The sequence below is a fragment of the Arthrobacter sp. AOP29-A2-19 genome, assembly GCF_058138025.1.
Map to the genome: position 1 here is coordinate 3,497,910 of NZ_CM176894.1, position 22,537 is coordinate 3,520,446.

A 22,537-nucleotide genomic window follows, 5' to 3' on the forward strand; every position below is an offset into this window, starting at 1 on the left:
CCATGATCGCCTCGTTCGCGGACCCCGGCCAGAAGACCGCGTCGGCCCCGTTCGGCCACGCCCTCGTCAAGGCAGCGGAGGAAAACCCCGCGATCGTTGGGCTCACCGCGGACCTGGGCAAGTACACGGACATGCACATCTTCGCGCAGGCGTTCCCTGAGCGGTTCTTCCAGATGGGCATGGCCGAGCAGCTCCTGCTCGGCGCCGCGGCAGGGATGGCCCAGACCGGGCTGGTGCCCTTCGCGTCCACCTACTCGGTCTTCGCCGCCCGCCGAGCGTACGACTTCCTGTGCCTCGACGCGGCCGAGCCGAACCTCAACGTCAACGTCGTCGGGGGCCTCCCGGGGCTCACCACCGGCTACGGACCCAGCCACCAGGCCACGGAGGACATGGCGATCTTCCGCGGCATGCCCAACCTGACCATCGTGGACCCCTGCGACTCCGTGGACATCGAGCAGGCCGTTCCGCAGCTCGCGGCCAGCGAGGGGCCCACCTACCTGCGCCTCCTGCGCGGCAACGTGCCCACCGTCCTGGACGAGTACGGCTACTCGTTCGAGCTCGGCAAGGCGAAGGTCCTCCGCGGCGGCGCCGACGTCGTGTTTGTGTCCAGCGGGCTGATGACCATGCGCGCGCTCTCCGCCGCCAAGGAGCTCGCCAAGCACAATGTCGACGTCGCGGTGGTCCACGCCCCGACGATCAAGCCCTTCGACACGGAGACCGTCCTGCGGGAACTGGACACGGACCGGCTCGCCGTGACCCTGGAAAACCACTCGGTCGTCGGGGGGCTTTTCGAGACGGTGGCCTCCGCCGTCGTCCAGTCCGGCATCGGCAAGCGCGTCGTCCCCGTAGCCCTGCCCGACGAGTTCCTCCACGCGGGGGCCCTGCCCACGCTCCACGACCGGTACGGACTGTCCGTGGACCGCATTGTGGAACGGGTCCTCGGCGAACTCTGAGCGCCGGCGCGGGGTCCGCGGCGTTCCGTGGGCCCCGGGCCGGGTCTAGGATCGAACGAGAACGTGCGGATGTCGACGGTCGACACCGGATCCGGAAGGCGGGAAGCCATGGTCGCAGAGGCGATGTCGTTGTTGGGGCTGGAGAAGACCAGCCTCCGCCAGCAGGCGCTCACGGCGCTGCGCCGGGCGATCACCACCGGCGAGATCCCGCCCGGCAAACACCTGGTGGAGACGGAGCTCTCCGAGATGCTTAACATCAGCCGCGGCACGCTCCGCGAGGCGCTCCGACAGCTCCAGCAGGAGGGGCTGGTCGCGGCCGGCGCCCGCGGCCGCCTGGCCGTCAGGAACCTGGACGCGAAGGAGATCCGCGACATTTTCGCGGTCCGGGCCGCCCTCGAGACCCTTGCGGCGCAGCTGCTCTGCACGCTCGGCGACCGCACCGCTGCCGTCGGCGCATTGAGGGATGCCCTGCGCCACATGGACGATGAGGCGAAGCACGGCATCGAGCGCGGGGTGGAGGCCGACCTCGAGTTCCACCGCGTCCTGTGCAGGCTCACCGGCAACGAGCCCCTTCTCCACGCCTGGGAGCAGCTGGAGGGCAGCATCCGCATGTCCATCATGTGGGGCGGCATGGAGCGCGGCGTGAAAAACATGAGCGTCGAGCGGCACGCGGAGATCGTCGACGCCATCGACTCGGCCGATTCGGGACTTGCCGCGAGCGTCATCAAGACGCACATGGACAGCGCCGCAGACGTGCTGGTGACCAGCTAGCGCAGCCACGCCCCGATCCCCGTCAGCGGAAAGTCGCCGTTGATCAAGTGGATTGAAATAAGCCTTGTTCCGGGGGTCGTCCCATGGGAAGCTCTTGCCGACCGAGTGGGGGGACTGGGATGGGGTGTGCGGCGTTGTGATTGAGGGAGACACCGTGTATCAGGCCGCGCGGAGGCTTGACGCGGCCCTGTCCGGCCGGGTCCTCACGGGCAGCGTGTTCCGCGACCTGCCCTACGCCGCGCTCGATCTGTCCCGCTGCCGAGTGGGTTCGGTCGTGTCGCGTGGTAAGCACGTGCTCATTCGGGTCGGCCGCCTGTGTATTTACACGAACCTTGGCCTGGGCGGACGCTGGGAGGCCTATGCCCCCGGCGAGCGGTCGCGGACGCCACTGCCCCAGGCCACATGTGTGCTCAGGAACGCCGACTTCCTGGCAGCGGGATTCGACCTTGGGTTCCTGCGCGTCATCCGCGCCAGCGACGAACCCGTCGCGCTTCGGCACATGGGCCCGGACCCGTTGGGCCACTCTTGGGACCCGGTCGAGGCCGCTCGTCGTCTTGTGTTGGACCCCGACCGGCCGATCGGGCTTGCCTTGCTGGACCAGCGGCTGATCGCCGGGATCGGCGACGTCTACCGTTCCGAGGTGCTGGCCATGACGCACACCAACCCTCACACTCCCACGGGGCTGCTGGAGGACCTGCCACGACTCGTGGACGTGGCCCGCGAGCTCCTGAACTCGAACAAGGACCGGGCCAGGCGCCTGACCGCCCCACGCTCGAGCGGGGAGAGGCATTGGGTGTACGGCCGCGCGGGACTCGGTTGCCTGCGCTGCGGATCGCCCGTCGTCCAGGGCACCCTGGGGAAGGTACCCCGTGTGCCGCGCCGCGCCGCCCCGGCGGCGCAGGAGGGCACGATGCTCGAGGCGGAACAGGGTGACTTCGAGGAGACCGGCGGGCGGCACGTGTTCTGGTGCCCGCAGTGTCAGCCGGCGGCCGACGGCACGTAACGGACCGGATCCGTCGAGTGCGGGTCGGCGACGGGGGCCGTGCGCGAAGGCCCCAGACCTGGATTGGGCCGGGGCCTTCGTTACGTCCGCATGGCGCCGCGCGCAGAGCCGCCCTTGCAGGAGCACCGAGCCTAGCCAACGACGCGGCGGAGGGGTAGACCGGCGTCGCTCGTCCTACCTGTGCATTCTCTTGGAATCCCCGCGGCATGGCCTTACGCTGTAAGGCAGTGGCGTTTGCCATGTTCCCGCGGTGATTCTCTGCCCGGACCGACCCCGTTCGCCCTCTCCGAAAGCTGCGCCAGTTCGATGGAAGACCTTTCGAAGCTCAGGATGCTGGGCCGCGTTCCAGAGGGCGACACCGTCCACCAGGCGGCAAGGCGACTCGACGCCGCGCTGACCGGCAAGATCCTGGAGCACACGGCGTTCCGGACGCCAGAGCACCACGCTTTCGACCTGAATGGGCTGAAGGTCGGTTCCGTGGTCTCGCGCGGCAAACACCTACTCATACGCGTCGCGGATGCGACGGTCCACTCGCTTCTCTCCTCGGGAGGGCGCTGGGACGTGTACGCCACGGGGGAGCGCGCCCGTTCCCCTATCCGCAACGCCCTCTGCGTGCTGAGGAACCGCGACTTCCAGGCCGTCGGGATCGACCTCGACGTCCTCCGCGTCTTTCCCACCGTCCGCGAACCGGAGGCCGTGGGACACCTCGGACCGGATCCGCTCGGCCACTCTTGGGATCCGGTCGAGGCCGCACGCAGGCTCGCGCTGGACCCCGCCCGTCCGATCGGCGCGGCGCTGGTCGACCAGCGGCTCATCGCCGGCCTGGGAAACGTCTACCGTGCGGAGGTGCTTTTTACGGCGGGCGTGAATCCACACGCCTCGGTCGGCGACGTCGCGGACCTGCCGCGCATCGTCGAGATCGCCCACGGCCTGATGAACGCCAACAGGGACCACGCCCGGCGGCAAACGGCGTCCCACGGACATGGCGCCCCGTACTGGGTGTTTGGCCGCGGCGGCCTTCCGTGCCCGCGGTGCAACGTTCCCGTCGTCCACGAGTTCGGCGGCAGGCTCCCCGCGTATCTGGCACCGCGCACGGCCGCCCTCGCCGCGCAGTCCGGCGGCGTCCCGGACCTCGGGGGACACGATCTCTTCTGGTGCCAGCAGTGCCAACCCCTGCCTGCCAAGCGGGCGGTGTGGAACCCGGAGGGAGGGCGTAGTCAGGGGCTGGTTCCCAAGCGGCGATGACGCCGATGTCCTGCGCTCGGTGGGATCAATAGCCTTCCCGTGCCGGCGGGCTGGCGGCCGCTATTCCCGGGCGTCGTCGTCGTTCGAATTCCCGTCCCGCAACGCGTCGGCGCGGATCTTCCGGCCGTCCGTGGCGTCGTCGTCCTCCCTCGCCCCGGCTCCGCCCTGATCCTCAAGGCCGTCGGCCTCCAGTTTCTCGCCGTCGGTGCCGCCGGACCTTTCCTCCCGAATGTCGGCACCGTCGCCGAGCTCGTCGTTCCGGTTCATCGCGTCCTCCGTCTGGTTGCGTGCAAGGCCCTCAATGTAAGCCAGCGTCGGCACGGTGTAAACGCCGTGCACGGACTTTCGGTTCGGCGGCCGTTGCCCTGTTTCGCGGACGCCGTCCACCGTACGCTGTGGGCATTCGGAACACGGAGGAGACACCATGCGCACTGCGGAAGCCCTGGTCCAGAACGCTCGAGCCCGCCAGCTGTCGGAAAGCCTCGCGCTGCGGCTGGCGAAGGGGAAGGAGTGGGCAACCCCCGGCGTCGAGGCGGCGCTGCAGAGGGCGGTCCTGGGCTTGGATGCCGGCGTCGAATCGGCGTCCCCGCGGATCCAGGCGGTGGTGCGCCGCTTGGCGGACGAACTCGCCGAGGGGGTCGAGTCGGTGACCCCACGCATCCATGAAGGCCTTCAGCGGGCTGTTCCTAGGGCCGAGAAGGCCGCAACGGTTCCGGCGCGGTCTGGCCGGTCGTCGACGTGGACCGCATGGCTGTTGGCTGCCGCGCTCGCCGTCGCGGCGTCGGCGGGGGTGGCCGCGTGGCGGTATGCCCGGACTCCCCGCGTGGAGCAGGTGCCGCCGGCCGGGACCTCCCCGCGCGGCGCCTGGAACCCCGAGGACGATCCGGACAGCTCGGCCGCCCGCATCTAGCGAACGGCCCGGGCGAGGGCTGCCAAGGCGTCGGCCCCGGGATCTAAGCTAGGGGCATGTCGCACGAGGACACCTCATCCGCGCCCGTCGGGACGGCGGGCGCGGAGGCCAGTAGCGGTGAGGCTCCACCGCCAAGCGGGCACCGCGCATTCATGCACGTGCTCGTCAACACCGCGTTGGCGAACGTCGTCACCAGCTTCCTTTGGTTTGCGCTGACCTTCTGGGTCTACTTGGAGACGCGGTCTGTGCTCGCCACCGGGCTCATCGGCGGGGCCTACATGCTGCTGGTGGCCTTCTTCGGCCTGTTCTTCGGCGTGCTCGTGGACCGCTACCGCAAACGCGCGGTGATGCTTGGCTCCACGCTGTTCACGGTGGCCTGCTTCGCCGCCGCCGGGCTCATCTTCCTGCTGGTGCCGGAGGAGGACCTGCTAAGCCTGGCCGGAATCTGGTTCTGGGTCTTCGCGTTGGTGGTGCTCGTGGGGGCCGTCGTCGAACAGCTCCGAAACATCGCGCTGTCCACCACCGTGACCCTGCTGGTCCCGGCCGATCGCCGCGCGAAGGCCAACGGCCTGGTCGGCGCAGTGCAGGGGCTCGCGTTTATGGCCACCAGCGTCTTCAGCGGCCTCGCCATCGGCATGCTCGGCATGGGCGGCACGATCGTCATTGCGCTGGCGGCCTGCCTTGTTGTCCTGGCGCACCTGCTGACCATATCCATCCCGGAGCCCAAGATCGTGCGGGCCGCGGAACGTGAGAGTTTCGCCGAACTGCGCGCGGGCGTGGCCGCGGTCCGCGCCACGCGGGGCCTGTTCGCGCTGATCCTCTTCACCACCTTCAACAACCTGACCGGCGGCGTGTTCATGGCGCTGATGGACCCCTACGGGTTGACGATCTTCCCGGTGGAGATCTGGGGTGTGGTGCTCGGGGTGACGGCCACCGGCTTCCTCATCGGCGGGGGCTTGGTGGCCAAGTTCGGGCTGGGCAGGAATCCCATCCGCACCATGCTCGTCCTCGTGGCCTGCACCGGCGTGCTCGGCGCCACCTTTGCGTTGCGCGAGTGGTGGTGGCTCTACGCCGCGGGCATCTGGATCTACATGATGATCATCCCGGCCGTCGAGGCTGCGGAACAGACCGTGATCCAAAAGGTCGTCCCGTATGCCACGCAAGGACGGGTCTTCGGCTTCGCCATGACCTTCGAGTCGGCGGCCGCGCCGGTCACGGCTTTCCTGATCGCGCCGCTGGCGGAGTTCTGGATCATCCCTTACATGGATTCGGAGTCGGGGCGGCAGGACTGGTCGTGGCTGTTGGGCGAGGGGGAGGCCCGCGGTATCGCGCTGGTGTTCCTGGTGTCCGGTATCGCGTCCATTTTCCTGGCATTCGGCGCCATGCTCACCCGGTCCTACCGTCGGCTTTCGCTCGCTTACGCCGCGGCCCCGGACGGCGCGCCCGTGCCGTAGTGGGCGCGCGGGGCTGCGGCAAGAATATTTTCGTCCCCGGTCGCGTTCAAGGAACATCCACCCAACGAAGGAAACAAATGCCGAACCCCAAACATGCAACCCTCGCGGACGCCCGCGACCGTGCCCTGGAGGTCCGCGCCCTCTACGAAATTTTGGAGCAGCGCCTGAACGGGAAGGTCTGGTCCGATCACGAATTGATGCTGGGCTTCGCAAACGACGTCGGCCACATCGGGCGCCTGCTCTTGGCCCGTGACGGAACCTGGGACATCGAGGGTGATCCCGCGGCGGAACTCGAACACAAGCTGGCGGAATCGTTGTGGTGGATCTTTGTCCTGGCCGACCGTGTGGGCGTCGACATGACCGATGCTTTCAACACAACGCTGGACAAGATCCAGGCGGGCCTCGAGGGCGCCGTCAAGGGCTGACGTTCAGCGAAGGGCGCGCAGGTAGCGCCGCCGGACGGCCCGCTGCACGATCCGCAGCAGCGGGAAGAGTACCCGCCAGGGTTGCCGCGGCGCCGCGCGCGTCAACGAGCGGATAGTCAGGCGCACCTGGTCGCCGTCCCTGTGGACGATGAACGCCTCCTCGCCGTCCACGGGGTGCCCCGGCAGCGTGCGGTACGCGAATCCAACCCGGTCCGGCTCCCGCACCACCGCCACGACCTCCACCGGCTCGACGACCGTGGCGCCGAGAAGGCGTGCCGTCACCAAAGCCCTGTCCCCGGGCGACACCGGGCCCGGGGAGTCCACGGTGAACCCGCTTCTGGTCTTCACCGTCCACCGCAGCACTTGGTCGGCGGCCCTCTCCCACACGGGGTCGCCAACACCCACGGTTGCCGTCACCTCGGACCGCTTGAACTTTGGGTCGCTCGGCGGCCACGTGCTCAGCCCTGGAGTTGTCATGCGGCACTCGCGTCAGTCATTGATCGCCTCGACGCCGAGCCGCTTGAGTTCATCGAGTCGGTCCCGCATGTGTTGGAGCGCGTTGGGGGAGTGCGGTTCCCAGTCCCGGACCTCGTCGACGACGCGCAGGGGGTCGCGGGTGCGGTACGACCGCGTCGGGTTGCCCGGGAACTTCTGGTCAGTGAGGTTGGGGTCGTCCTCGAAGTGCCCCGTGGGCTCCACCCGATAGATGCGGCCCGGCCCCTCGCCCACCCCGAGTTCGGCGCCCCATGTGGCCGCATCCAGTGTGGCCGTCAGATAGACGAAGTTCGCCATCCTGCGCTCCCCGAAATTCGAGTCGTGACCGGGCTTCACCAAATCCCCAACCTTCAGGGCGGCCATCGTTCCGTGAAAAAAGGGGCCAGCGTCCTTGGCCACCGTCGGTGTCGATTCGTTCTCCATGCGTCTCCTCCCCGCAATCGTGGTTTCGCCTTCGGGCGAGAAGGCCTATTGTGCGCGGACGCCAAGGCGCCCGCAATTCACTTGATGCGACCCCAACTTTCCCAATTTGTCATTCCGGTGCCGTGATGTGAAGACTGTGTCATTTGTGGCAGTCGTGAAATAAGGGCAGTATGGGGGCCGCGTCGGGTTTCCCCCAAGACCCCGACGCACCGCGTGCGCTGTCGACCCCCCAAGTGTCCGGCGCACGCCAGAAGGCGCCCTCCGGCCCCCAAACGGCAGGGCGCCTTCTCCTTTCCGCGATAGGCATGCACACCGGCATCCAGGCGCCTGAGCACATGGTGCCCTCCGTTACTCGATCGGGTGGTCCGCGCGCTGCGGATTGACCCTCAGCAGGAAGTGGGGGGCGGGCCCGGACCAGCGAGTTGTCACACTTGCGGCCACTGCTTCAGAGGGCGCGTGGAATCCGTGCCCGCCCCTTGACTTCCTGTCTACCAGTGCCCAGGCCGCCGTCGGGGCGAAGATGCAGGATCGGTATCGGACTGCATCAACCGTTATGGACCGCCCCCATGGGGGTCAGGTGGGCGGCAACCTGCAGATCTGACGGGCCGCGGTTTATTCAGGCGGGGAGACGGACGTGGCGGTTGAGGAATCGAGAACGGGATCGTTGCTGTAGGCGGCCCGCGGAAGCGGCGGAATCGCTGCGATGAGCTCGTTGGCCGCCTCGGCCAGGAGATCGCACTCTAGGGCCGGAAGGGACAGGAGCCCGTGGATGTGCGCCTCGACCTCCGCCTGGTCGGCAAGTCCGCCCAGACCGAGATAGGCGACCCATAACTCGCCGGACGCGATGAACGACGCCTGCAGGGCCTCCACCAGCGTCCTGAGCTGTTGCTCCTCGTGGCTGTCCAACGTCTTGCTCCTCATGTTGGAGATCGAGCGGAATCCGCATCCTGTCGTAGCCATTTTGACCCCGCAAGGAGGCGCAGGGGAGGGATGCGCGCCAGGGCATTTGGCGACTTGCCCGGCTGGGTGGCGATGGCTCCGGCGGATGGTCCGGAGCCCGTCGTCTGCGCGTTCTTTGCCTAGTAGGTCTTGATCCACTCCTTGGCGTCGAGGCAGGCCATCCTGCGGTACAAGGTGGCCCGGGACATGCCGAGGTCCCGGGCAACGTGAGTGGCGGGCTGGCCGGAGTCGAGGAGCCGCCGGGCATTGGCGATCTGGCTGTCCGTGAAGATCGGGCGGCGACCGCCAAGGTCGAGGCCGGCGGCCCGGCGCTTTGTGATCGAGTCGATGATGCGTTCCCGCTTGACCTCCAGCTCCATCTGCGCGAGGGCGGCGGTGATGGTGAAGAGCATGGCGCCCATGGGCGATCCGGTGTCGATGTCACCTCCTCCGAGGTTCAGGACGCGCAGGTGCGTTCCTCCGTTCGTGAGCTGTTCGGCGAGATTGAGCATGTTCGCCGTTGAGCGCCCGAGGCGATCCAAGGTGGTCACGACCAGAGTGTCGCCCGGCTCCAGCGCGTCCAGCGCCCTGTCGAACTCGGGCCTCCGCTCGCGTGCGCCGCTGACTCCACGATCAACGTAGATGTCGTCCCGGCGAACGCCTGCCGCGATCAGATCCGCGGTCTGCCGGTCCGTGTCCTGGGCGCGGGTTGAGACCCGTGCGTACCCGATGAGTTTGCGCATTTCTCTGTCCTCCGACTGTCTCGCTAGTGTGGTTGGCCAGCTTAAGTCGGCCAGTGGGTTGCGATGCATGGTGGCGAGAGTGCAATCCGGTGGGCTCTCGCGGATGCCCGGAATCGCGGGGCTACGTCTTGATTTTTGTCGATTGCGAGGCACTTTCGGCGACTGTGTGCTGACTTCAAGTTCCCGGTAGGTCCCAGTGCTATTTTCGTGCGTTCTTTTTCACAGCCATGCTTATGATCACGCCGATAGCAATGCTGGTCGGCAGAAGGAAGATTTGCGACGTCTGCGGAAAGAGCCCGACCAATAGGGCTCCGATCAAGGCAGCAACAAGGATCAGGACCATCGAAAGTAGGACGATTCCGGTCCACGACAGGTGCTTCACCTTGAATCTCCCGCCGACGGTCGGGGGGCCGCCTGCATACAGGGTGACGAATACGCGGAGAGAGGGCGCGGGCTTGAGTGAAGAACCAACCGTAATGTCATCTGCGCCTCGGGTCTCAGTGTGCGCGGAAATAAGCCGCTGCGCTCCTAACCGAGCACAGGCCGATCCTTGTCCAGGCCATGGACCAAAGCAAGAGCGCAACTCGCCGGCATGTAACGGTCTACGCCGGGGAGCCATCCCGTGGCTCTCGCGTGCCTCACCAACGTGGCGCGATCGACTATCTGCAAGGTAAGAGCAGCCGGGCGGCCTGACAAGAATCAGGATCAATCGAGGCATGCCGCCCGACTCCTGGCTTCGCGCCGCGCCGACGAGCGCGATGGGCTGCTAGAACTGGTACATGGGATGGCTCGACAAGTGGTTTGACGAGAAGGACTGGCCGAAAGACCCGGCTTTGGACGCGTTCCGGAACTCGGTTTGGAAGCTCTCTCGTGACGGTGCGGCTGTGGGGTGGATAACCACGTCCGTCATGCCTATGCGGTCCTTTCCGCTGCTTGGGATCAGGCAGGAACAGATGTGGTCCCAGGTGCATTGGTTGGATGGGCGCCACGAGTATTGCGAGGAGGACTACGGGCCTGACTGGCCCGTAGTGGAGGAATTACGCGGTGGCCACTTCCGCACATTCGAGCCCGGCGGGGGTAGCGAGGTCGACTTCGAAGTCGTGACTGTCACGGGTGCCGAGCGGGACCAGTTATGGGCGTTCCTTGAGCACGGGCGTGAGCCGCACGCGCGGGGATAGGTGTCATGCCCGGAGGCAGCGCGGGTATTCCATGCACGCGGCAGCAGAGGGAGGCGTCTCGACCCAGCGGTTGCAAGCGACCATCTATGAGGCGGCCGCAATTCGCCTGTTCCCGAGCTCCTGAGACACGTGCATTCTGTCGGTCGCAAGACGCAATCCGTTCGGATCGATGGCGCCGCGGCCCACACTCGTAGTGGGCCGCGGCGCCGTTACTTCACGTCCACGGGTAGGTGTGTTTTCGGTCGTTTGGCTGGCGGTTACCCGCCGATGCCGGTAACGGCGACCATGATGGGGACGATGCTGATGATGAGAATGGCACCGAGGATGTCGAAGACCAGGCCGGTGCGGATCATTCTGGTGATGGGCACCGTGCCCGAGCCGTAGACGATGGCGTTCTGTGGCGTGGACACCGGGAGCATGAAGCCGAAGGACGCCGCGAACGTCGCGGCCAGGGCTGGGACGAAGGGGTCGACGTCCATCGCCATGCAGAGCGGGATGACGATGGGAACGACGACGGCGGCCGAGGCGGTGTTGCTGGTTGTCTCCGAGATCAGGATGGCCAGGATCACCGAGAACGCGGTGATCGTGACGACGTTGGTGATGCCCAGGCTCTGGGAGGCGGTGGTTCCGATGGTCTCGGCGAGGCCGGTGGCCGCCAGGAGGGAGCCGAAGATGATGCCGGTGCCGAAGAGGATGATCGTTCCCCAGTCGATCTTGGCGGCGTCGGACCACGTGAGGGTGGCTTGGCGCTTCTTCCAGTCGGTGGGGAGGATGAACAGCAGCGAGGCTCCGAGCACCGCGACGATGCCCTCGTCAAGGCGGTCGTCGAGGAAGATGTAGAGGTCCGAGTCCGTGCCGAGGAAGAGGCTGGCCACCGCGGGGAGCAGCCAGAGGGTCACGGTGAAGCCGAACGCGACCAGGGTGTTGACCTCCGCGCGCTTCATCTTGCCGTGGGCGGCCTTCTGTTCGCGGATGAACTCGTCGACGCCACTGATGTTGCGGATCTCCGGCTTGTTCAGCAGGAACATGACGAGCGCAAGGACGACGAACATGGCCAGGCACAGGGGCGCGGCGGTCGCGGCCCACTGGGCGAAGGAGATGCGTTCCCCGGTGGCCTCCTCGATGAGGCCGCGTCCGATGAGGTTCGGCGGGGAACCCACCGGGGTAAGCAGGCCGCCGACGCTGGCGCCGTAGGCCAGCATGAGCATCAGCGCGGCCCCGACCCGCAGCCGGAGCGGGTCGAAGTCGGCCTTCACGATTCCCCGGTCCTGCATGAGTTGGGCGATGACGGCCAGGATGCCCAGGGCGGTGGGCATGAGCATGGCCACCGTGGCCGTGTTGGAGACGAAGGCCGAGAGAAGGCAGGTAATCACGCCGAACGCGATGATGATGCGGTAGGTGGACTTGGCGACGCCGGGGATGGAGAGGACGGCGAAGGCCAACCGTTGCGCGATGCCGTGCTTGAGCATCGCCTGGGCCAGGATGAACGCGCCGATGAACGTGAAGATCGTCGTCGAGCCGAAAGGCCTCAACACGTCGGCGGCCGGCGCGACCCCCAGGATCACGACGGCGGCGACGCCGATGAGTCCTCCCACCGGGATGGGCACGGGTTCGCAGATCCAGAGGATGATCACGCCCAAAAGGATCGCGGCCAGGAGCTGTTGCGTCGGGTCCATCGCCGTGGGCAGGAGCGCGAAGACGATCGCCACCGCCGGGGCCAGGAAGAACCCCAATGTCTGGCGGGCGCGCTCGAACTTCTCCTCCCGTGGCGACAGGGTCTGTTCGCTCAGGCTCCGGAACGTCTTCCCGCCCAGCAGGGCGGCCGTGACGTCGGTTCGCTTGGGCGAAGTCGATGGTTGCAGGGGGGCAGGTGAATTGCTGGACATCCTCGTCCTCCGGTCGATGGGTGAATCCCACCATGCACCCGTGATCTGGGTCACGTCTAAGACCGGTTACCTACCGTCCGCATAGGCAAAGGCAATACGACGCCCGACGGCTGGAGGCTCCCGCGCGGCCGGCCCGTCACCCATTGGCCGGGCGCGCCGCTTTTGCGCAGGCACATAATGGGTGTTGGCCGCCCCGCCCGATGGGCGGCCCTGGAAACGGGGAAGACCGCATGGATGTCAGGCAACTCAAGTACTTTCTGGCGGTGGTGGACCACCAGGGGTTCAGCCGGGCGGCCGGGCAGCTGCTCATCGCGCAGCCGTCCTTGTCGCAGACCATCAAGACCCTGGAGCAGGAGGTCGGCGTCCCGCTGTTCCACCGGGTGGGCCGCCGCGTTGTGCTCAGCGACGCCGGCAAGGAGCTCGTGGGTCCGGCCCGGCTCGTCGTACGCGACCTGGACGCGGCCCGATCCGCCCTCGACGCGCTGAAGGGCGTGCGCAGCGGCCGACTCGAACTGACGGCCATGCCCTCACCGGGAATCGAGCCGCTGACGTCCATGATCGCCACGTACACGCGCCTGCACCCGTCCGTCACGGTCAGTGTCGACGCCGCGTTCACGCCCGAGGATGTCGTGGCGTCCGTCCGGAACGGCAGCGTCGAGGTCGGCCTCCTCGGCTCGGACCGGCCCATCCAGGTCCCCGACGTCGACGTGATGCAGCTCGAGCGCCAGCCCCTGGTGCTCATCGTCAACCCCCAAGCGGATGTCTTCGGGAAGCGGGACTCCCTGGAGCCGGGGGACCTGGGCGGCCACCGGGTCATCGTCTCGCAGCGCGGATCCCTCATGCGCTCGCTCGTCGACGACGTCCTGGCCAGCGGCGTGAACGTGGAGATCGCCGTCGAGGTCGCGCACCGGACATCGGTGCTGCCCCTGGTCCTGGCGGGCGTCGGCCACGCCGTGATGCCCTCGTCCTGGGCGCCGCTGGCACGCCAGTCCGGGCTCCGGGTGATGGGCATCGAACCGGTGTCCGTGCTGCACGTCGCCGTGCTCAGCCGGCCGAGCAACCTGACGCCCGCGGCGCGGGCGTTCCTGGCCGTTGCGGCGGACTACGCCGACCAGCACACTGACCACGAAGAATAGGTACCGCCTATGCGTCCTATGGCTTTTCGGTCTTGGACGCGATGAATTCCGGGCGCTCTAATTGAACGTAACGCCGCACACGTGATGCGGGACACGTTCAACTAGGAGAGCAACACATGAGCGAGACCCAGGTTTTCAAGATCGCCTCGATCCCCGCCGACGGCGTGGGCAAGGAGGTCGTCGCCGCAGGACGCCGGGTGCTGGACACCGTCGCCCAGCAATCCGGCGGAAAGTTCGCCTTCGACTGGACCGAGTTCCCCTGGGGCTGCGAGTACTACGCCGAGCACGGCGTCATGATGGACCCCAACGGGCTCGAGACCCTGAAGGACTTCGACTCCATCTACTTCGGCGCCGTCGGCTGGGAAAACGTCCCGGACCACATCAGCCTCTGGGGCCTGCGCCTGAACATCACTCAGAACTTCGACCAGTGGGCCAACATCCGCCCCGTCCGCTTCCTGGAAGGGGTCCAGTCCCCGTTGCGCAAGGCCGACGACACCGAACTGGACTGGGTTGTGGTGCGCGAGAACAGCGAAGGCGAGTACGCCGGCATCGGCGGCCGCAACCTCAGCGGCCGCGGCCCGGGCAACGAAGTCGCCCTCCAGACCGCGCTCTTCACCGAGAAGGGCTGCGAGCGCATCATCCGTTTCGCGTTCGACCTGGCCCGCACGCGCACGGTCAAGAAGGTCTCCTCCGTCACCAAGTCCAACGCCCAGCAGTACGGCATGGTCCTCTGGGACGAGGTCTTCGACCGCGTCGCCCTGGACTACCCCGACGTCGAGACCGAAAGCGTGCTCGTCGACGCGATGAGCGCCAAGTTCATCCTGCGCCCGGAGGACCTCTCCGTCGTCGTCGCCTCCAACCTCAACGCCGACATCCTCTCCGACCTCGGCTCCGCCCTCGCCGGCAGCCTCGGCCTGGCGGCCAGCGCCAACCTGAACCCCGAACGCCGGTTCCCCAGCATGTTCGAGCCGGTCCACGGCACCGCCCCCGACATCGCCGGCCAGGGGATCAGCAACCCGATCGGCGCGATCGCCAGCGCCGCGCTGATGCTCGACCACTTTGGCCTGCACGAGGAGGCCCGCAAGGTCGAGGCCGCCATCGAGACCGCCACGGCAGCCGGGCACCTCACCCGCGACATCGGCGGGCAGTCCGACACCGACGAGGTTACCGAATCGATCGTCGCGGCCCTGAGCGACAAGCTCGCCACGGTCTGACCCCACACTCCGGTCCGGGCGGTCCTAGTCGCCCGGACCGGGCACTTCCCTCGAAGCACGTGCCCCTCGGGGCCCCCTTTCATTTCCCAAGTCCCAGACTCCGCACGGACGAGACCCGGAGCGCGACTTATTCCAACAATGAGGTAGGAATCATGGACCACACCATGCACAGCGACGCCCTCCGGCCGGCCGCGCGAAAGCGCTGGTACCGCCAGTTGTACTTCTGGGTCCTGATCGCGATCGTCATCGGCATCGGTGTGGGCTGGCTGGCGCCGGCGACGGGCGAGGCGATGCAGCCGATCGGCACCACGTTCGTCGAGGCCATGAAGATGCTGATCGGGCCGATCGTCTTCCTGACCATCGTCGGCGGCATCGCCAGCGTCGCGGACCTCAAGCGGGTCGGGATGACCGGGCTGAAGGCGCTCGGCTACTTCCAGATCGGCACCATCGTGGCCATGCTCATGGGCCTGGTCGCCATCAACATCTTCCGGCTCGGCGACGGCGTCAACGCCGATGCGAGCAAGATCGAGACCACCGGCACGGCGGCGGAGCTGATCGAAAAGGGCGAGAACCAGCAATGGTGGGAGTTCCTCACCCACATCATCCCCGGCAGCGTGGCCGGACCCTTCGTCGAGGGCGACATCCTGCAGATCATCTTTATGGCGGTCATCTTCGGCATCGCCCTGAACGCGGTCGGCAAGATCGGCGAGCCCGTGCTCGACGTCGTCCAGCGGCTGACGGCGATCGTGTTCAAGGTCCTGAACTTCATTATGAAGGCCGCCCCGCTGGGCGCCTTCGGCGCGATGGCGTTCGCCGTCGGAAAGTACGGCGTCGAAACGCTCTCCAGCCTCGGGTGGCTGATCCTGCTCTTCTACGGGACGTCCATCATCTTCGTCGTCGTTGTCCTCGGCGGGGTCATGGCCTTCCTCAAGCTGAACATCTTCAAGATGCTCAAGCACTTCAAGGAGGAGCTCCTGCTGATCCTGGGGACGTCGACCGCCGAACCCGCGCTCCCGGGACTGATGCGCAAGCTGGAGCACGCCGGCGTGAAAAAGGAGACCGTGGGCCTGGTGGTGCCCACCGGCTACAGCTTCAACCTCGACGGCGCCGCGATCTACCTTTCTCTCGCGGCTGTCTACATCGCCCAGGCCACCAACACGGAGCTCACGATCGGCCAACAGCTGGGAATGCTCGCGGTCATGCTGCTCACCTCCAAGGGCGCCGCGGGCGTCGCCGGCGGCGGGTTCATCGCGCTCACCGCCACGCTGAGCACGCTGGGGACCATCCCCGCGGCGGGCATCATGCTGATCTTCGGCATCGACAAGTTCATGTCCGAGTGCCGGGCCCTGGTGAACTTCTGCGGCAACGCCGTCGCCACCCTGTTCATCGCGTGGTGGGACAAGTCCCTGGACATCGACCGGGTCCGCCGGGTCTTCAACGGGGAGGACGTGGGCCCACTGGAATCCGCCACCGCCGACACCGCGTCCGACGCCGACACCGCACCGTCCAGGGGCGGAAACTCCGTCCCGGCCGGCGACGCCACGAGCGCCACTGCTGACCGGGACGAGCCGCTCGTGGGGGCCTCGGCCCGATGAGCGCCTTCAGGATTCTTCTGGCCATGGACAAGTTCAAGGGCTCGCTCAGCGCCTCCGAGGCAGCCCATTGGATCGGAACCGGACTGGTCTCCGGCACGAACCGGGGACGGATCGACTGCAGGTTCCTGCCGCTGGCCGACGGAGGGGACGGCAGCGTGCAGGCGGCCCTGGCGGCGGACTTCGAACCGATCACGTTCACGGTCACCGGCCCGACCGGCGAGCCGACTACGACCACCGTGGCGCTGAACGCCTCGTCCGCCGTCGTCGAAGTGGCCACCACCTCGGGACTGCAGATGCTGCCCCCGGGACGGCCCGCCCCGCTGGCCAGCAGCAGCGTCGGCTTCGGAGAGGCCATCGCCGAGGTCCTGGGACACGGGCCGAAGCAGGTCGTCCTGGCGCTCGGCGGCAGCGCCACGACCGACGGCGGCGCGGGCATGCTCAGCGCCCTGGGGGTCCGGTTCCACGACGCCAACGGCGACACGTTCGTGCCCGCCGGGGAAAGCCTGAAGGACATCGCCCGGATCGACCCCACCGGACTCGTCGGGCTGGACGGCGTGGACCTGGTCGCCGCGAACGACGTCCAGAACCCCCTCCTCGGGCCTGCCGGAACGGCCGCCGTCTACGGGCCGCAGAAGGGCGCCACCCCCGAGGACGTGCTCTTGCTCGAATCCGGCCTGGCCAACCTGGCCCGCCGGTTCGACGAGGCAGGCTGGCCGGGCACGGCCTGCGCGGAAGCCGCGGGCGCCGGCAGCGCCGGCGGGCTCGGCTACGCCGCGATGCTGCTGGGCGCGCGGATGGTCTCCGGCGCCGACTTCTTCCTGGACCTGCTCGACTTCGGCCGCGCCCTGGAGGACTGCGACCTGGTCGTGACCGGCGAGGGAAAGATGGACGAACAAACCCTCTCCGGCAAGCTTCCCCTCGTCGTCGCACGGCGCGCGGCCCCGGTGCCCGTCATCGCCGTCGTCGGCCACAACACGCTGAACGTCGACCGGCTCCCCGAGCACCACATCGAACGGATCCACGCCCTGAGCACCATGACCAAACGCGACAGTGCCCGCGACCCCGCGCTCTCGGCCGCTCTGCTGGTCGACGTCGGACGGCACATCGCCCACTCACTCAACGTGAAGGACAGCATCCATTCATGAGACGCGCCAAGATCGTCGCGACCTTCGGGCCCGCCATCGGCAGCTACGCCGCCACCCTCGCGGTCCTGGAGGCCGGCGTCGACATCGCCCGGCTGAACATGAGCCACGGCGAGCACGACGTGCACGAACAGACCTACCTCAACGTGCGCAAGGCCGCGGAAGAGCTGGACAGGCCGGTGGGAATCTTCGCGGACCTCCAAGGCCCGAAGATACGCCTTGGACGGTTCACGGACGGTCCCCACCATCTCGCCGCGGGAGCGCGGTTCACGATCACCACCGCGGATGTCGAGGGAACGGCGGAAATCTGCTCCACCACGTTCAAGGGACTGCCCGGAGACGTCCGCCCCGGAGACACGCTGCTGATCGACGACGGGAAAGTCGCGCTGCGGGCGCTCCGGGTCGACGACACCGAAATCCTGACCGAAGTCACAGTGTCGGGCCATGTCTCCAACAACAAGGGGATCAACCTTCCCGGCGTTGCCGTGAGCATCCCCGCCCTCACCGCGAAGGACGAGGTCGACCTGCGCTGGGCGCTGAAGACCGGCGTCGACATGGTCGCCCTGTCCTTCGTCCGGGACGCCGCCGACATCCGCCGCGTCCACGAGATCATGGACGAGGAGGGCCGCCGCACACCCGTCATCGCGAAAATCGAGAAACCCCAGGCCGTCGAGGCCCTGGAGGAGATCATCGACGCGTTCGACGCCATCATGGTCGCCCGCGGAGACCTCGGCGTGGAGCTTCCGCTGGAGGACGTGCCCCTGGTGCAAAAACGCGCCGTTGAGCTGGCGCGCCGCTGGGCCAAACCCGTGATCGTAGCGACCCAGGTCCTGGAGTCCATGATCGAGAGCCCGACACCGACCCGTGCGGAGGCATCGGACTGCGCCAACGCCGTGCTCGACGGCGCCGACGCGGTCATGCTCTCGGGCGAGACCAGCGTGGGCAAGTACCCGCTGGAGACGATCCGGACCATGGCCCGGATCATCGAGTCCACGGAAGACCACGGGTTGGAGCGCGTACCCGGGCTGGGCACCAAGCCAAGGACCCGGGGCGGCGCGATCACCCTTGCGGCCGTCGAGATCGCAGACCAGCTGGACGCGACATGCATCTGCACCTTCACCCAGAGCGGGGACTCCGCGCGCCGCCTCTCACGGTTGCGCCCGGGCAAGCCGGTCTACGCGTTCACGCCCGCTCGGGCCACGATGAACGTCCTGGCGCTGACCTGGGGAATCCAGTCGCGGCAGGTCCCGTTCGTCGAACACACCGACGCAATGACCGACCAAGTCGACCAGATGCTCCGCGAAAACGGCCTGGCCTCGCCCGGCGACCTCGTCGTTATCGCCGCCGGATCACCCACCGGCACCGCGGGCTCCACCAACATGCTCAAACTCCACCGCATCGGCATCCCTCTCGATTGAGCCCCGCCGCTGGCGATTCCGCACCCCTGAGTGCGCCTTCCCGCAAAGTGCCCGTGTCCCCGAGATCAACCGGCTCGATGCCATGACCGACAATGTCGCCCAAGCGATCACAGGAATTAGGACTCCGTGTCTCGACAGACAGTCCTGATACCGACGATCTGCAAGGTAGCCGCATCACGCCGGCGCGACTCTGGTGCTGCCAAGATCGGGGCCCGTATAGGTCGGTGACTTACTATGAGGAAATGCCAGCGATCCTGTCCGGTCGAGTCCGTGTGCTTGTCCCGTACGTACTCTTACTAGGTGCGACAGGTTGTCTGGCATCGGCAGCTGCGATCGCGGGAGCACTTGGCTCGCTGCACGACTGGATTGAGGACTCATCGCAGGCAGCCGCCCACGTGGCTTTTCTTCATGGCGCGTCGTTCGGACTGGTCATTGGCGGTTTCGCCCTCCTGGTAGGTGCCTACGTCACTCGAGTGCGTACCGCAGAGTCAAAAACATAGGCACCAGCAACGAAATATCTGCCGCGAAACACTGCGGGTGCATGCCTCGACGGCCTGTCTTACGAGCGACCATCTACAAGGTGACCTCAGTTTGGATAATCCGTATCTTTCAAGACAGCTTCGGCGGATCGGTTGTGAGGCGCCACTGATTGGTTCCTGGCGCCCGGAACCGATAGCCAGTTCCGTGCGTGTGATGGCGCCCTTGGCTATTGCCGAGCCGTTTGCCGGGACCACCGTCCGCAAGGGTCCTGGAACGGACCGCGGCAGTACGATCACTTCATGGACATCCCGGCGAAGGACCGGCGCCCGACAGTGCGCATGTTTCCCGACTACGCGGACACGGTGCTGTGGTTCGAAGGACCCGTCGACTATGACCTCACCGGCCTAACCCCGGACCTCCTCCACGATCTGACGGCCTGGGAGCAGTCCTACTATGATTCCCTGACTTCGGACTTCGACTAGACCTCGGAGGATGAGGCCCGCCGGTTCACCGCGGAAGGCAACCTCCTGGCCCGGCGCGTGGCGGATGAAATCGGTGACGGGTACGACGTCGAGTTGGCCACCTACGAGGAAAACGCGCCGGCACGCCGGTTCCGGGGAAGGGGTCCAGCTCTCAATGCCCGGGCAGCAGCCGCATTCGCTGTCCTGGCCGCGGCCGCGGCCGCAGAGGCAGAGGAGGAAGAGGTCGACCAGGCGAGGGAAGCCACCAGACGCACGGAAGACACCGGATGGATAGCCTACGCGCCGCTGTCGGGTACCGTCTTCAAACCGCCCCCGCCAGGCCCGGAGTAGCCAATCGGAGAGCGCGCCCGTCGCAGCCCGACACTGCGACCGAACGTCGTCTGGCCCGCCCGGTGCGGCCGTTCCCTCAAGGGGGTGGATGGTCTCGAAGTGGGCGCGGGGGATTGCCGCCTGGGTCAGTGCGGGGATGTCGCCGCGGCGCATGATTGCAACAAGGTTCTCCATGGCGGGCAGCACGCGGCCGGTTGCGGCGGGACGAAGTGCGCTACGCCGGGTACTCGCCACACCGATCCAGTTCTGGGCTCCGCGCGCGGACTTCGCGGCCGCTGGCCGCAAGTCCCGGCAAAAGTGGGGAGATGGACTAGTAGGCGCCAGGACTGTAGCCGGTGCCGAGCGCGCTGCTCGGGCCTATGGCTTCTGGACAGCGGGGCCGGGTGGGAGGATTCGCGTATGCATACGGAAGCCACCATGGGGCCGGTCCCTGCATCACAGCAGCCGGCCGCGCCCGCCACCAACCCGCTGGACGTGCTACCGGCATCGGACCCCCGCGAGGTCGCCAAGAGGCGACGCGATGCCGAGCGCAAGCTCCTCCGGCACCTGCTGTACGAGCGCGACGGACGGCCGGTCGCACCGCCCGACTATTCGTCCAGCATGTAGTCGCACCCGCCGGGGTTCAGTTCGTAGGTCACGTTGGTGACCTCCGCGTACTCCCGCCCGCCGGACCGGTAGCGGACCAACAGCTGGTGCGCACCGGCCGGTTGGGACGGGTCCAGGACCTCGGCGGCCACGGCAACACCCGCCTCGTCCCCGGGGTTGAGGACGAAACCCTCGGCGGGGGAAAGGTTCGCGACGAATTTCGCGGCGTCAGGATCGCGGTCCACTATCGCATCGGACCACATGTAGAACATCGGGACGCTCTCGTCCAACTTCCACGCGCCAGTGTCCTTGACCTCGAGGTTCCTTGCCCCTGCCAACTCGACGGAGAGGATCTCCGCCGCCTGGTTGGTCCTGTTGAAGACGGTCTCGCCGAAGCCGGGCTTCAGCATCTCGGGTTCGATGGGCGAGCAGATGGTGTTCTCCGGCTCCCCGGACGGGGGTCCGACAAGGAGCGGACCGGACTGGTCCGGGTAGGCCCCGCACCCGGCGAGGAGCGCCGCACCGACCAGCACTGGGACGGCTGCGGCGAGGCGGCTCACCGGGGAATCACCTTGATGCTCCGCGGGCCCAGCCCCTCGACGACGCCTGGCAACGTGTGGTGGCCGCAGATCCAGCGGTCTTTGGACCCGGGGTTGATGACCACCTTGGACTGGTTGGTGAAGCCCGAGCGCGAGGACAGGTTCAGCCCGATCATCCGCCCGGTCTGCAGGCCGCTGGTCCAGGTGATGGCCGTGGTCGTGTTCTTTTCCCATGTGTGGCCCTTGCCGAGACCGGTGCAATGCTTCGTCGTCTTGAAGGACGTGCCCTTGACGGTGTTTCCGCCGCCCGCGTACGAGGTCGCGCGGACCTCATACCAAGAAGTATAGGGAACCCCGTCGGGCGTGTAGCAGGTGTTTTTCAGCTTTTTCGGGATGACGTACGCCTGGTGGAAGTAGGCGCCCTTCTTGGTCGTCGGGAAGTTGATCGAGAAGTCGGACGTGAGCGAGCTGGTGCCACCCGCCTCGAACGTTCCGTAGCGTCCCTCCCCGGAGGTGCCGACGCCGAGTGTGGTGCTGGCGCCGGCGGTGAACCTGTATTTCGACGAAGCCCCGGCCGCGTGGACGAACGTGGCTCCCACCTGGGCGGGCACCTCCCGGTAGATGGCGGCCACCGTGGTCCCGCAGAACCCTGCGGACCCCGCAGCCGTGGCTCCGGGCACGGCAACGGGTTTCACGGTGACAGGCATGGCGACGGCCCCGCTGGCGTCCACCCGCATGTCGGCCCGCGGGATCGTTGGGTCGATGGTGGTCGCGTGCCGGTACTCGCCGGCGCTGGACGACCCCACGACGGTCACGTTGACGGGTTCTCCTTCGGGGCGGCGTGCCGGGTCCAGTCCCGTGAACGTGAAGTTTCCCGCGCCGTCCGTCGTGGTGTTGCCGATCGGTTCGAGCCGTGCGGTTTCGCCGACCTTGAGCGCGGCCAAGACCTTGTTGGAGGGCCAAGCGTATATGGTGAGTGGGCTGGAGGCCGGAACGCCGAAACCCTTGGCATCGGTCAGCTGGAACGAGAGGTTGCCGGGGGCGCCCCGGCCGGCGGATCGCGGTTCGGCGACCTGCCCGGCGGCCGAAGCGGGCGAGACCAGAAGGCCTGCAACCAGTGCCGCGCAGGCCACGTACAAAACCTTTCCCCTGTTCATTCTTGACGCTACGCCTCCGGGCCTTGTGGGCCCC

Annotated in this window: 23 protein-coding genes; 15 read left to right on the plus strand and 8 right to left on the minus strand. The window is 67.3% G+C overall.

Features of this window, described 5'->3' with window-relative positions:
• Positions 1–2: 2 nt before the first annotated feature.
• The 4 genes from AC3ZJJ_RS16185 (at position 3) to AC3ZJJ_RS16200 (ending at position 3,972) form a co-directional block, all read left to right on the plus strand.
• On the plus strand, positions 3–953 hold the full coding sequence (locus AC3ZJJ_RS16185; protein WP_489895875.1) for a transketolase family protein: 951 nt from the start codon (positions 3–5) through the stop codon (positions 951–953).
• Positions 954–1,061: 108 nt separating this feature from the next.
• Positions 1,062–1,724: a GntR family transcriptional regulator gene (locus tag AC3ZJJ_RS16190; RefSeq protein WP_489892842.1), complete on the plus strand. Its 663-nt coding sequence runs from the start codon at positions 1,062–1,064 to the stop codon at positions 1,722–1,724.
• 136 nt (positions 1,725–1,860) lie between these two features.
• Positions 1,861–2,727 carry an Fpg/Nei family DNA glycosylase gene (locus AC3ZJJ_RS16195; protein ID WP_489892843.1) on the plus strand — a complete coding sequence of 289 codons (867 nt, stop codon included), beginning with the start codon at positions 1,861–1,863 and terminating at the stop codon, positions 2,725–2,727.
• Between the two features lie 306 nt (positions 2,728–3,033).
• A complete protein-coding gene (locus AC3ZJJ_RS16200; RefSeq protein WP_489892844.1) occupies positions 3,034–3,972 on the plus strand; it encodes an Fpg/Nei family DNA glycosylase in 939 nt (312 codons plus the stop codon).
• Positions 3,973–4,032: 60 nt separating this feature from the next.
• Here the strand turns inward: AC3ZJJ_RS16200 and AC3ZJJ_RS16205 are convergent, their stop codons facing one another.
• Positions 4,033–4,311: a hypothetical protein gene (locus tag AC3ZJJ_RS16205; protein ID WP_489892845.1), complete on the minus strand. Its 279-nt coding sequence runs from the start codon at positions 4,309–4,311 to the stop codon at positions 4,033–4,035.
• An 85-nt stretch (positions 4,312–4,396) separates the two neighbouring features.
• Between AC3ZJJ_RS16205 and AC3ZJJ_RS16210 the strand changes: the two genes are divergently transcribed.
• From AC3ZJJ_RS16210 to AC3ZJJ_RS16220, 3 genes are all read left to right on the plus strand, one after another.
• Positions 4,397–4,882: a hypothetical protein gene (locus AC3ZJJ_RS16210; protein ID WP_489892846.1), complete on the plus strand. Its 486-nt coding sequence runs from the start codon at positions 4,397–4,399 to the stop codon at positions 4,880–4,882.
• A 56-nt stretch (positions 4,883–4,938) separates the two neighbouring features.
• Positions 4,939–6,336: an MFS transporter gene (locus tag AC3ZJJ_RS16215; protein WP_489892847.1), complete on the plus strand. Its 1,398-nt coding sequence runs from the start codon at positions 4,939–4,941 to the stop codon at positions 6,334–6,336.
• A gap of 77 nt (positions 6,337–6,413) precedes the next feature.
• Positions 6,414–6,761: a nucleoside triphosphate pyrophosphohydrolase family protein gene (locus AC3ZJJ_RS16220; protein WP_489892848.1), complete on the plus strand. Its 348-nt coding sequence runs from the start codon at positions 6,414–6,416 to the stop codon at positions 6,759–6,761.
• Positions 6,762–6,764: 3 nt separating this feature from the next.
• On the opposite strand, the gene AC3ZJJ_RS16225 is transcribed toward AC3ZJJ_RS16220, so the two are convergent.
• The 5 genes from AC3ZJJ_RS16225 to AC3ZJJ_RS16245 form a co-directional block, all read right to left on the minus strand.
• Complete coding sequence (locus AC3ZJJ_RS16225; RefSeq protein WP_489892849.1) at positions 6,765–7,238, minus strand: DUF1990 family protein; 474 nt, start codon at positions 7,236–7,238, stop codon at positions 6,765–6,767.
• Positions 7,239–7,250: 12 nt separating this feature from the next.
• Complete coding sequence (gene arr, locus AC3ZJJ_RS16230) at positions 7,251–7,679, minus strand: NAD(+)--rifampin ADP-ribosyltransferase (protein ID WP_489892850.1); 429 nt, start codon at positions 7,677–7,679, stop codon at positions 7,251–7,253.
• Between the two features lie 612 nt (positions 7,680–8,291).
• On the minus strand, positions 8,292–8,600 hold the full coding sequence (locus AC3ZJJ_RS16235; protein WP_489892851.1) for a hypothetical protein: 309 nt from the start codon (positions 8,598–8,600) through the stop codon (positions 8,292–8,294).
• A 158-nt stretch (positions 8,601–8,758) separates the two neighbouring features.
• Entirely contained in the window at positions 8,759–9,361 is a 603-nt protein-coding gene (locus AC3ZJJ_RS16240) for a recombinase family protein (protein WP_489892852.1), read from the minus strand.
• A gap of 1,435 nt (positions 9,362–10,796) precedes the next feature.
• Positions 10,797–12,425 (minus strand): SLC13 family permease, encoded by a 1,629-nt coding sequence (locus AC3ZJJ_RS16245; RefSeq protein ID WP_489892853.1) that lies wholly within the window; start codon positions 12,423–12,425, stop codon positions 10,797–10,799.
• Positions 12,426–12,655: 230 nt separating this feature from the next.
• Here AC3ZJJ_RS16245 and AC3ZJJ_RS16250 point away from each other — a divergent pair, with 230 nt between their 5' ends.
• From AC3ZJJ_RS16250 to AC3ZJJ_RS16285, 8 genes are all read left to right on the plus strand, one after another.
• Positions 12,656–13,561 carry a LysR family transcriptional regulator gene (locus AC3ZJJ_RS16250; RefSeq protein WP_489892854.1) on the plus strand — a complete coding sequence of 302 codons (906 nt, stop codon included), beginning with the start codon at positions 12,656–12,658 and terminating at the stop codon, positions 13,559–13,561.
• Positions 13,562–13,677: 116 nt separating this feature from the next.
• On the plus strand, positions 13,678–14,775 hold the full coding sequence (locus tag AC3ZJJ_RS16255) for a tartrate dehydrogenase (protein ID WP_489892855.1): 1,098 nt from the start codon (positions 13,678–13,680) through the stop codon (positions 14,773–14,775).
• 152 nt (positions 14,776–14,927) lie between these two features.
• Positions 14,928–16,370, plus strand: a complete 1,443-nt coding sequence (gene dctA, locus AC3ZJJ_RS16260) for a C4-dicarboxylate transporter DctA (RefSeq protein WP_489892856.1) — start codon at positions 14,928–14,930, stop codon at positions 16,368–16,370.
• Positions 16,371–16,393: 23 nt separating this feature from the next.
• Positions 16,394–17,515: a glycerate kinase gene (locus tag AC3ZJJ_RS16265; protein ID WP_489892857.1), complete on the plus strand. Its 1,122-nt coding sequence runs from the start codon at positions 16,394–16,396 to the stop codon at positions 17,513–17,515.
• Positions 17,512–18,930: a pyruvate kinase gene (gene pyk / locus AC3ZJJ_RS16270; protein WP_489892858.1), complete on the plus strand. Its 1,419-nt coding sequence runs from the start codon at positions 17,512–17,514 to the stop codon at positions 18,928–18,930. Before AC3ZJJ_RS16265 ends, pyk begins: the two co-directional genes overlap by 4 nt.
• A 779-nt stretch (positions 18,931–19,709) precedes the next feature.
• Complete coding sequence (locus AC3ZJJ_RS16275) at positions 19,710–19,892, plus strand: hypothetical protein (RefSeq protein WP_489892859.1); 183 nt, start codon at positions 19,710–19,712, stop codon at positions 19,890–19,892.
• 57 nt (positions 19,893–19,949) lie between these two features.
• Positions 19,950–20,222, plus strand: coding sequence for a hypothetical protein (locus AC3ZJJ_RS16280; protein WP_489892860.1), 273 nt, complete (start codon positions 19,950–19,952; stop codon positions 20,220–20,222).
• Positions 20,223–20,621: 399 nt separating this feature from the next.
• On the plus strand, positions 20,622–20,828 hold the full coding sequence (locus AC3ZJJ_RS16285; RefSeq protein WP_489892861.1) for a hypothetical protein: 207 nt from the start codon (positions 20,622–20,624) through the stop codon (positions 20,826–20,828).
• Here the strand turns inward: AC3ZJJ_RS16285 and AC3ZJJ_RS16290 are convergent.
• Both AC3ZJJ_RS16290 and AC3ZJJ_RS16295 read right to left on the minus strand, forming a co-directional pair.
• On the minus strand, positions 20,810–21,367 hold the full coding sequence (locus tag AC3ZJJ_RS16290; protein ID WP_489892862.1) for a hypothetical protein: 558 nt from the start codon (positions 21,365–21,367) through the stop codon (positions 20,810–20,812). The genes AC3ZJJ_RS16285 and AC3ZJJ_RS16290 overlap by 19 nt on opposite strands.
• Entirely contained in the window at positions 21,364–22,503 is a 1,140-nt protein-coding gene (locus AC3ZJJ_RS16295) for a hypothetical protein (protein ID WP_489892863.1), read from the minus strand. The genes AC3ZJJ_RS16290 and AC3ZJJ_RS16295 overlap by 4 nt, the downstream gene beginning before the upstream one ends.
• Between the last annotated feature and the right edge of the window lie 34 nt (positions 22,504–22,537).